6 protein-coding genes and 1 pseudogene are annotated in these 10950 nt (G+C 62.8%); 3 read left to right on the top strand and 4 right to left on the bottom strand.

Going from position 1 to position 10950, the window contains the following annotated elements; translation table 11 throughout:
* From AC0L2Z_RS34010 to AC0L2Z_RS34020, 3 genes are all read left to right on the top strand, one after another.
* Window positions 1-225 (top strand): transposase (locus tag AC0L2Z_RS34010; protein WP_473630467.1); only part of this gene is annotated, 225 nt, incomplete at its 5' end.
* A 474-nt stretch (window positions 226-699) separates the two neighbouring features.
* Window positions 700-1911 (top strand): efflux RND transporter periplasmic adaptor subunit, encoded by a 1212-nt coding sequence (locus tag AC0L2Z_RS34015; RefSeq protein WP_473630468.1) that lies wholly within the window; start codon window positions 700-702, stop codon window positions 1909-1911.
* Window positions 1908-5090: an efflux RND transporter permease subunit gene (locus tag AC0L2Z_RS34020; protein WP_473630469.1), complete on the top strand. Its 3183-nt coding sequence runs from the start codon at window positions 1908-1910 to the stop codon at window positions 5088-5090. Before AC0L2Z_RS34015 ends, AC0L2Z_RS34020 begins: the two co-directional genes overlap by 4 nt.
* Before the next feature lie 537 nt (window positions 5091-5627).
* On the opposite strand, the gene AC0L2Z_RS34025 is transcribed toward AC0L2Z_RS34020, so the two are convergent.
* From AC0L2Z_RS34025 to AC0L2Z_RS34040, 4 genes and pseudogenes are all read right to left on the bottom strand, one after another.
* The gene (locus AC0L2Z_RS34025; RefSeq protein ID WP_473630470.1) at window positions 5628-6617 is read right to left on the bottom strand and encodes an FAD binding domain-containing protein; all 990 of its coding nucleotides are present in this window, start codon (window positions 6615-6617) and stop codon (window positions 5628-5630) included.
* A 22-nt stretch (window positions 6618-6639) separates the two neighbouring features.
* Entirely contained in the window at window positions 6640-9045 is a 2406-nt protein-coding gene (locus tag AC0L2Z_RS34030; protein ID WP_473630471.1) for a xanthine dehydrogenase family protein molybdopterin-binding subunit, read from the bottom strand.
* Window positions 9045-9701: a (2Fe-2S)-binding protein gene (locus AC0L2Z_RS34035; RefSeq protein ID WP_027151187.1), complete on the bottom strand. Its 657-nt coding sequence runs from the start codon at window positions 9699-9701 to the stop codon at window positions 9045-9047. The genes AC0L2Z_RS34030 and AC0L2Z_RS34035 overlap by 1 nt, the downstream gene beginning before the upstream one ends.
* Before the next feature lie 839 nt (window positions 9702-10540).
* Window positions 10541-10690: pseudogene (locus tag AC0L2Z_RS34040) on the bottom strand (IS256 family transposase); the annotation flags it as partial.
* Between the last annotated feature and the right edge of the window lie 260 nt (window positions 10691-10950).

Consider the following 10950-nt stretch of genomic DNA (forward strand, 5'->3'; position numbering starts at 1 on the left):
CTGCATAGCACCAACCCGATCGAGCGCCTCAACGGCGAGATCAAGCGCAGGACCGAGGTCGTCGGCATCTTCCCCAATGACGATGCCATAGTCCGTCTCGTCGGCGCCCTCCTGCTCGAACAGAATGATGAATGGGCCGTGCAGCGGGCGCGCTACATGACCCTTGAGACCATCAGCCAGATGAGCGATGATCCGCTCATCAGCCTGCCGGCAGTGACGCGCTGATCAGTCCGGCCCTTGCCGGAGAGCACGGCGACCAATGCCGTTACCTACACCACGCCATGGGGCACGATCGTATGCGGGTGGTGCAATAGCGTTTTCGGAGTGTAGCAAATGTCCAATCTGCCGATTTCATCGAAGCCTATATCGCCGCCTATAACCGCAGAATGAGAAGCAGGTCGGACCTCAACGCGGGAGCGGCCCTGTTCCTCCCGACAGAACCGCCGCACGTCGGGATGCGCAATGGCTTGTCAGATCCGCTTTGGCTCGAGCGCATGGCGATGCCTGCGCAGCGGATACACGCGAGATGTGCGTTCGCGCTCCGCGGTTAGCCGCTTCCTTGTCGATTGACGATGTTCGATGTTTGTTCAATAGCAAGCTGTCGGTTGTGGTGGTCAGTACAAAAAATTGATTTGTGCGGCACACCCGCTGCCTAGATGTTACGGACTTCGCATGAAGGACCGATTACGAGGGGTAACCATGGTTCACACTGCACGCCTCCGCCACGATTCTCTGGGCGCCCCCTCCAGCAGAAACGTCCCTGCAAAATGGCTCGCCGCCGCGGCCTTCGCGGCGATCGGCTTGCTCGCGGCCCCGGCCGCACAGGCGCAGGAAGCGCCTCCCGCGCCCGTCGTCACGGTAGCCAAGCCGCTGGTGCGCGATATCGTCGAAGACGATGAGTTCGTCGGCCGTTTCGAAGCTGTCGACCAGGTTTCGCTGCGCTCCCGCGTCGGCGGCTATCTCGACCAGGTCCATTTCCAGGACGGTACGCTGGTCAAGCAGGGCGACCTCCTGTTCACCATCGACCAGCGGCCGTTCAAGGCGGCGCTGAACCAGGCGCAGGCGCAGGTCGACTCGGCCAAGACCCTGGTCGAATTCAGCAAGATGCAGTTCGAGCGCGCCGAGACCCTGTCGCGCGAAGGCAACATACCGGTTTCGACACTGGACGACCGCCGCCGCGAATATCTCGCCGCCCAAGCGCAACTGGACGGCGCGGAGGCGGCACTTGAAAACGCAAGTCTCGATCTCGAATTCACCGAGATCAAGGCGCCGTTTTCCGGCCGGGTCGACCGCCGGCTCATCTCGCCGGGCAATCTGGTGCAGGCCGACCAGACCGTGCTGACCACCATCGTCTCGATCGACCCGATCAACTTCTATTTCGACATCGATGAGCGGACCTACTTCTCTTATGCGCGCGACGCCCGCGAGCGCGGCGGCGTCATGCAGGAAGGCGCCGGCGGCGTCGATGTTGTCGTCCGTGTCGCCGACCGTGATGAAGCGACGTTCAAGGGCAAGCTCGACTTCGCCGAGAACCGTCTGGACCAAGCTACCGGCACGATGCGGGCCAGGGCGCGCTTCGACAACAAGGACGGCGTTCTGCAGCCGGGCATGTTCGGCCGCATCAACGTGCCCGGCTCGTTGCCGCATCCGGGCGTGCTTCTGCCTGACGAGGCGATCGGCGCCGACCAGAACCGCCGCATCGTCTTCGTTGTCGACCAGGCGGGCCTGATCTCGGCCAAGCCGGTCCGCACCGGCCCGCGCATCGACGGCTATCGCGTTATCCGCGAGGGCCTCACCGGCGAAGAGACAGTGGTAATCAACGGGCTGGTGCGAGTGCGGCCGGGCGTCACCGTCAAGTCCGAGATGACCAAATTGCCGCCCAAGGTTGAAGCCGAAGGGCAGACACAATGAACTTCGCCCATTTCTTCGTCAACCGCCCGATCTTCGCGGCGGTGCTGTCGATCGTGCTCGTGCTCGTCGGCGGCATCGCTTATACGCAGCTTCCGGTCGCGCAATATCCCGAAATCGCGCCACCGACCATCGTGGTGCGCGCCTCCTATCCGGGCGCCGACGCCGAGACGGTCGCCGCGACCGTGGCGACGCCGATCGAACAGGAAATCAACGGCGTCGAGCACATGCTCTACATGTCGTCCTATTCCTCCGGCGACGGCTCGATGTCGCTCACCATCACCTTCCGCCCCGGCACCGATCTCGATGCGGCCCAGGTGCTGGTGCAGAACCGCGTCTCGATCGCCGAAGCGCGCCTGCCGGAAGAGGTGCGCCGGCTCGGCATCACCACGGCGAAAAGTTCGCCCGACCTGATGATGGTCGTCCATATGCTGTCGCCCGACGACACATATGATCAGCTTTACGTCTCGAATTATGCGCGTTCGCGCGTGCGCGACGTCCTGCTGAGACTGGACGGCGTCGGCGACGTGCAGATCTTCGGCGAGCGCGAATATTCGCTGCGCGTCTGGCTCGACCCGGAAAAGCTGTCCGCCTACAGCATGACCGCAGGCGACGTAGTCGAGGCGCTGCGCGACCAGAACGTCCAGGTGTCGGGCGGCTCGATCGGCGCGCCGCCGATTGGCGACGGCTCGGCCTTCCAGTATACGGTCACCACGCAAGGGCGCTTTGAAGACGCGCGCGACTTCCGCTACGTCATAGTCAAGTCGGCCGAGGACGGCCGCTTGATCTCCCTGCAGGACGTGGCGCGCATAGAGCTCGGCGCCAGGGACTACGTCACCAATTCCTATCTCAACAACAAGGCGGCGGTGGCGCTCGGCATGTTCCAGCGGCCGGGCACCAATGCCTTGGCCTCGGCGGAAGAAATCCAGGCGACCATCGCGGAGCTTTCGAAGGATTTCCCGAAGGGGCTGGCCTACGAGATCATCTACAATCCGACCGAGTTCATCGCCGAATCTATCAACGAGGTCTATATCACCATCGCCGAGGCGATCCTGCTGGTGGTGATCGTCATCATCGTGTTCCTGCAGTCATGGCGCATGGCGATCGTGCCAATCGTGGCGATACCGGTCTCGCTGATCGGGACGCTTGCCGTGCTGCTCGCCTTCGGCTTCTCGCTTAACATGCTCACTCTGTTCGGGCTGGTGCTGGCGGTCGGCATCGTTGTCGACGACGCCATCGTGGTTGTGGAAAATATCGAGCGGAACATCCGGCTGGGGCTCGCTCCGCGCGCCGCTGCGCACAAGACCATGGATGAAGTGGGAAACGCGGTCCTCGCGATCTCGCTGGTGCTGATCTCCGTCTTCGTTCCGGCGGCTTTCATTCCCGGGATTTCCGGCCAGTTCTACCTGCAGTTCGCCATTACCATCGCGGTCTCCACCGCGATCTCCGCATTCAACTCGCTGACGCTTTCGCCGGCTCTCGCTGGCGTGCTTTTCAAGCCGCACAGCGAGGAACATTCGAACTTCTTCCTGGCAAGGTTCGGCCGCGCTCTGGCGAACGGGTTCAACAACGGGTTCGACAAGATGGCGGACGGCTATGCGTGGCTGGTGCAAAGACTGGTCGGAACGACTCTGGCGCTTGCCGCCATGCTGCTCGTCTTCGCAGGCCTGCTCTACGCTACCTATCACATGCTGCAGACGGTGCCGCGCGGCTTCATCCCGAACATGGACCAGGGTTATGCGATCGTCGTCGTGCAATTGCCGGAGGGCTCTTCGCTCGCCCGAACGGACGCAATCATCCAGAAGGCGTCGGATATCATCCGCGAGACCCCGGGTGTCGCCAACGCCGTCGCCTTCGCAGGATTCAACGGCGCGACATTCACCAACGCCAGCAATTCCGGCGTGATCTTCGCGCCATTCAAGAGCTTCGAGGAACGGCTCGAGAGCGGCGATACTTCCGACAAGATCATCGGCACGCTGTTTGGCAGCCTGCAAAGCATCCAGGAGGCCTTCATCATCGCGCTGCCGCCGCCGCCAGTGCGGGGCATCGGCAACTCCGGCGGCTTCAAGATGATGCTCCAGGAGCGCAACAGCGCCGACATGCGGCCGATTCTGGCGCTGGCCAACGAAATCGCCGGCAAGGCCAACCAGACGCCCGGGTTGATGGGCGTCTTCACCACCTTCTCGGCCTCCAGCCCGCAATTCTTCCTGGCGATCGACCGCGACAAGGCGCGCATGCTGAACGTGCCGATCCCCAACATCTTCGAGACGCTGTCGATCAATCTGGGCACCGCCTATGTCAACGATTTCAATGCCTTCGGTCGCGTCTACCAGGTGCGGGCGCAAGCCGACCAGGCTTTCCGCATCGATCGCGACGACATATTGAAGCTGAAGGTGCGCTCGGCGGCCGGCGACCTGGTGCCGCTCGGCACACTGGTCGAGATCCGCGACGTCACCGGTCCCTCGCTCGTGCAACGCTACAACATGTATGTCTCCGTACCGCTTCAGGGCAATGCAGCGCCTGGTGTCGCCACGGGTACGGCGCTCGACCTGATGGAGGGGATCGCAGCCGAATCGCTGCCGCAGGGCACTTCCTTCGAATGGACTGAACTCGCCTTCCAGGAGCGGCAGACCGGCAACACGGCGGTCTTCATCTTCGGCCTGTCGGTTCTGTTCGTCTTTCTGGTGCTCGCCGCGCTATACGAAAGCTGGATTACGCCCTTCGCCATCGTGCTTATCGTCCCGCTCAGCGTGCTGGCCGCCCTCTTGGGCGTCGCCTTCCGCGGTCTCGACAACAACATCCTCGTGCAGATCGGGCTGATCGTGCTCATCGGCCTGGCGGCGAAGAACGCGATCCTGATCGTCGAGTTCGCGCGCCAAGGTGAGGAGCGCGGCCTTGACGCCGTCGAGGCGGCTGTCGAGGCCTGCCGGCTGCGGCTGCGGCCGATCCTGATGACGGCATTCGCCTTCATCCTGGGTGTGGTGCCGCTGGTGATCGCCAGCGGGCCTGGCGCGGAAATGCGCCAATCGCTCGGCACGGCCGTGTTCTCCGGCATGCTGGGCGTGACGTTGTTCGGCCTCTTCCTGACGCCGGTCTTCTACGTTGCTCTGCGCAGGACATTCCGGCGCAGGCGGCCTGAAGCCGGCCCGACCCTGGCTTCCGAGAGCAGCGCGGCCGAGTAGACGCCGAGCCGATGAGGCGCCGGGTTCAAGCTGAAGCCGGACCGGCGGGTGTTTTCATGGGCTGGTTTCGAAAACCTCTCGCATCGTTCCGTATTGCTCCGCGATTGATGGCAACGTCGAGCTATTCACTCCTGGTGGCACCATGCACGCTCAATGGCCGGTTGCCGTAAGCCGCGTGCCAACCGTCGTCACGGCGCTCACAGAGAGACGACTTGCTACCCCAGAGTTAATCAAACCCACAACAGTTGGTTGTCGCCTTCTCCACCATGTCATGAAGCTTGATCCTGCTCTGAAGGACTCAGGAAGCATATCCGATCGCTTATGCATACGTGCGGATGGACGTAGGAGTCGTCAGGCCCGACGACGCCGGCCGTGGCGGTACACCAGAATGTTGCGGTCGAACTGTAGCCTGCGTTGAAGTCGACGCCGCTCCCGTAACCTGTCCCGGGTGCGCCCTTGGAGCGCAACCGTCGGCAGACTGCCAGCGCCGCGTGTGGCTGCGAAGTTGCCGAACCCATTTTGGACGGCCCCAGGACGCTAGCCGGCGGCAGCGGCCAGGATCGTGCGGCGAACGACCGTCTCCAGCACTGGCACCTTGTAGCCGTTCTTCGCCAGCGGCGTAGCGCCGGCCACCGCGGCTCGGGCCGCCTGTCGCGCCAAGTCGTCGGTAAGCCTGTTGCCGATGAGGAGACGTTCGCTTTCGACGGCGCGGCGAGGCGTTGGTGCGACCCATCCCATGACGATCGAAGCATTTTGCACTGTCCGGCCCTGCATCGTCAGCACCACCGCCACATCGCAGATCGGCCAGTCGTAGCTGTCGCGCTCGGTCTGCTTGCGGTAGGCGGCCTTCGCCCCGGCGTTCAGCGGCGGAACGATCACGCGCGTCATAACCTCGCCAGTCTCGATCCTGGCATCGTGAGCGCGCTGCATTTCGGGTGGCAAGAAGAAATCCGAGAGCTTTACGACGCGTGAGCCGTTGGCGCCGCCGGCCAGTTCGGCGCTTGCATCATAGGCGACCAGTGCCGTCGCCGGCGTCGAGGCTTGGACCATCGCGTTTTTGTCGTTGTCGAAGATCGCGTGATGCTGGTTCTCGTCAGCGCCCCTGCTCCCCATCTCATCTGCACCTTCGCCATGGAAATGATCGTGCCGAAAATACCAGCAGCGCGGCCGCTGCAGCAGATTGCCCCCGATCGTTGCGGCGTTGCGGACCTGCGGCGTCGCCGCATGTCCGGCAGCATCCGACAGCGCCAAGTAGCGCGCGCGGATCTGTGGATCGTTGTCGATGCGGTCCAGCGTCACAAGCGCGCCGAGCGACAGCCCGTTTTCCGTGTCGACTTCGTCGAGACCGCGGATGGTCTTCAGATTTACGAGTCGCATCGGCGCTAGAATCCCTTCCTTCATCAAGTCCAGAAGGTCGATCCCGCCCGCCTTCGCGATGACGGGGCGTTGCTCGGTGCTTTCGGCAAGCAGACCTGCTGCCTGCTCGACCGTCGTGGCATCCACCCATTCGAAGCTGTTCATGGCCATGATGGACTCCTTCTGGCCGATCTCAGGCGCTGAGCGTCGCCAGCACATTTGCCGGGTTCATCGGCAAAGTGCGGATCCGCTTTCCGGTGGCGTTGTAGAATGCATTGGCGATCGCGGCGCTGGTCGCCACATTGCTTGCCTCGGCGATGCCTCGCGCGTCGGTCGACGACTGCGCCCCGATCTGCTCCATGAGCAGCACCTCGATCGCCGGAGTCTCGCGTGATCCGACCATCTTATATTGATCGACATTGGCGTTGAGTTGATGGCCGCTCGCCGCGTCCATGATGCGGTCCTCGTAGATCGCGTAGCTGACACCCTGGATGATGCCGCCGATCACCTGGCTCTCGACCAGTTTGGGGTTGATCGGCCTGCCGCAATCGCTGGCAGCGACGATGCGCTCGACCTTGACCACGCCGGTCTCGACATCGACCGCCACCTCGGCGAATTGGACACCGCCCAGCCCATGCCGGCTGATGGAGAGCTCTCCCGGCACCGCAAATCCCTCATAGTCGTCGTGCCGCTTGGCGAGTTTCGAGATTTCGCCGAATTTGGCTTCCTTGGCTGCATCCTTGAGCGGCCTTGCTCCCTCCTTGCCGCGGACGCCCACCTTGCCGTCGGCGAAAAAGATGTCATCGGGATCGGCGTCGTCGAAAAGCGGCGCGAGGCGCGCGGCCAGGTCGCGTGCCGCCGCATAGGCCGCATTGCGGGCAGGCGCGGTCACCGACGCAGTCACCCGGCTTCCGCCGGACGGCGGTCCCCACGGGAACCGCGTGTCGCCGATAAAGACGCCGATGTCCTCGGCATTAAGGCCGAACTCCTCCGCAACCACCTGGGCAAGCACAGTCCGCGTGCCGGTGCCAACATCCTGCGTGCTGTTGTAGACGGAGACCGACCCGTCATCGGCGACCCGCACCTCCACCGTCGTCGGAGGGCTGACGACATACACCCACTGCGCCTGCGCCATGCCGATCCCCCGCTTGATCGGCCCGGCGTCGGCGTTCGGCGGACGCCGGCGGCTCCAGCCGAACCGCTCGGCCGCGACCTTGCGTTCATGTGCCCGTGCAAGCATGTCGTCGGTGGGCTTTGTGTCGATGCGATCGCGCAGGATCAGCGGGTCGAGTTGCAGCCGATCCGCGAGTTCGTCCATCGCCTGCTCGAGCGAGAAGATGCCCTGCACCTGTCCGGGTGCGCGGAAAGCCGCGCACGGGCCGGCATTCGTGAACACGTCATACTGCTCGGTGCGCATGTTCGGGCACGGATATAGCGCATTGTAGCAGAAGCCTATGCCGGCGCCCCCAGCGATGCCGCCGGTGCCCCAGCTTATGACGTCGATGGCGGTAAGGGTGCCATCTTGTTTGGCGCCGATCCGTACGCGCTGCAAACTGTTGGGGCGATTGCCCGCCGAAACATGCTCTTCACGGCGGTCCAGCATCATGCGCACGGGCGCGCCGGCCTTTTGCGACAAATGAATGGCGAGGAGGCCGAAATTGTTGATCCCATATTTGGCGCCGAACCCGCCGCCGGTGAAGTCGCTGATTACCCGGATCTTGCTCTTGGGCAGATCGAAATATTCGGCGGCCTCATCGCGCACGCTGTGCGTGTGCTGCGTGGAGGCATAAATGGTCAGCCCGTCATCCTGCCAATCCGCGACGATGCCATGTGTTTCCATCGGCACATGAGTCTGAACCTGCGTGCGATATTCGGCCTCGACGATCACGTCCGCCTCCGCCAGGCCCTGGTCGATATCGCCCGTGGGCGTCATACCCGGCATGCCGAAGTTGGGACCGCGCACATTGCCCTTCTGCGGCAAGCCTTCCGGTGCGCCGCCGCCGCCGGCCGTTGATGGCTGCTCGACCGGTCCTGGAAAGACGATCGGTGCCTCATCGTCCATTGCCGCATCGAGGTCAGTGACATGCGGCAAGCGCTCGTATTCGACCTTGACGAGCTTCGCCGCCTGATCGGCGATCCGCTGCGTCTCGGCGGCGACCGCGGCAACGGTCTGGCCGGCGAAGCGGACCGTCGGGTATTTGTTGCGGGCCTCGGCGTCCGGATCGCGAAGCCTGGCGGATTGCAGCAGTGTCTCGAGCACATGAACAGCACGGACGCCGGGGTGACGCTCAGCCGCTGAGGTGTCGATCGAGATCACCCTGGCATGCGGCCATGGGCAGACGATCTGCCGTGCGTGGAGCATTCCCGGCAGTTGCACGTCGAATGTGTATTTCGCCGCGCCCGTCACCTTCTGCACGGCATCGAGCCGCGGGATCGACTTGCCGATGGAGCGCAGTTCGGCGTTCACTGGCAACTGCGGCGGCTCATCGTCCGGCACCTGCCGAGTCACCTGCCTCATCTCCTGCCCGACGATACCGTAGAGCAAGGACTGGGACCGTAACGAAGGCCGGTCGGCCCGTGCCTGATTTTCGGTAGCCATCAGGTGCCCCTCCTCCGATTCTCGCCGGCGACGGCGAGCACTGCCGCAAAGATGTTCGGATAGGTGCCGCAGCGGCACAGGTGACCGCTTATCGCGGCCTTCACTTCGTCGATGCCGGCGTCGGGTTTACGATCTATGAGTGCTGCGCAACTCATTACCATTCCAGGCGTGCAGAATCCGCATTGAAGGGCGTCATGCTCGACGAACGCCTGCTGCACCGGATGAAGCTTGCCGCCCTCGGCCAGCCCCTCGATCGTGGTGATGTTCCTGCCCCGGGCGTCGAGCGCCAGCGTCATGCAACTGCTGGCAGGCTGACCGTCGAGCCAGACCGTGCAGGCAGAACAGGCTCCGCGATCGCAGCCGATTTTGGTGCCGGTCAGGCCGAGGTGATTGCGGAGGACGTCGACCAGCGTGGTGGCGGGTTCCGCCTGCACCGGGACCCGTCGTCCATTTATCGTGAGATCGATCGGGATCAGACCAGGGCCAAGCACTTCGTTGGCATCGTCCTGCATAGAACTATCAACGGCTGCCTGCGCCGCCCCTGCTTCCAGCAACGCCGCCCCCACGGCCGAGGTGCCACCGTGCTTCAGGAACGTTCGACGAGAGATGCCCGATCTCGTGGATCCCGGAACTTGACTGCGGCTCAATTCTGCCATGCTGTACCTCCGGATTTGTTACAGCGTTTACCAAAACTAGGGTGATCGAATCAGCACCAAGCTAGGGGACCGATCGGTTCGTGCCAGACGCCATCACAACGAAGTTACCGTCGAGGCGGTCGCGATGCCGGGCATGCCGTCGAGGCTTAACGTATTGGCTAGATCTGGAGATGATCTAAGGTCCGGCGGCCCGTGCTGCTACCGAGCCTGCTGCGGATCGTCAGCAAATGAAACCGGGGCGGCGCGAGCCGCCCTTTTTCGTTGCTGCCGGGGCGCTGCCAAATGCTGCCAAATCGGCTTGGCAGCACCCACCATAACCCATTGATAACAAAGATAACAAAGAAAAATGGTGGTGGTCGCAGTCTCTGGCGAACCAGTCTCTGTCCAATTTCCCTGATAGGCGTCGAAAAACAGCGAATTTCGAGTTTTTTGAGGGCCTGGCCCAATTTCCCTAAGAAATCGCTGCGCAGATTCAATGCTTTAGCGCTAAATTCCCTGTACGCACTAACAGGGAATTATTTAGCAGCTAGCAGGGAATTCCAAAGCGAAGCAGGCCGAGATGGCAAATCGCGGGCTGCCGGCGGCTCGCTAGCTCAGTTGTCGAGCGCTACCGCGACAAGGTTGTCGCAAGCAAACACTCTCCTGCCTTCGAGTAATGCCGATGGATGCGCGACACAGGCAAAGTGCGTCCTCACGACCGGATTTGAGTGCCGGTCGCAATCCAACCAAATATGGACGGCTCATCACGCCCTCTTGGAGGTCCGGCCAGGATCGTGCCCACTGGCGTGGTGTAGCTGACGGCATTGGTCGCCGTGCTCTCCGGCATGGGGCCGGACTGATCAGCGCGCCACTGCCGGCAGGCTGAAAAGCGGATCATCGCTCATCTGGCTGATGGTCTCAAGCGTCATGTAGCGGGCCCGCTACACGGCCCATTCATCGTTCTGTTCGAGCAGCAAGGCGCCGACGAGACGGACGATGGCGTCGTCATTGGCCGGGTTAGAACGATCATAGCTCTGCGAACGGCGAGCGCCCGGATTTGCCGTTCGGGTATTTGAAGCCTATGCTTCGATATCGGCCGCCAGTGCTGCGGATGCAGCCGACAGTGAGAGGGTACGTGCTCTTGCCCGTCCGGGAGAGAGCCGTGTCCCAGTCCCTTCCTCGCAATCATGTGTTGAAAGCCCTCTCCCCAGAGGATTTTGCGCTGTTACTGCCGTCGATGCATCATGTCCAACTGAACCTCAAAGCCCAA

The sequence above is a fragment of the Mesorhizobium sp. WSM4850 genome (genome assembly GCF_055811735.1).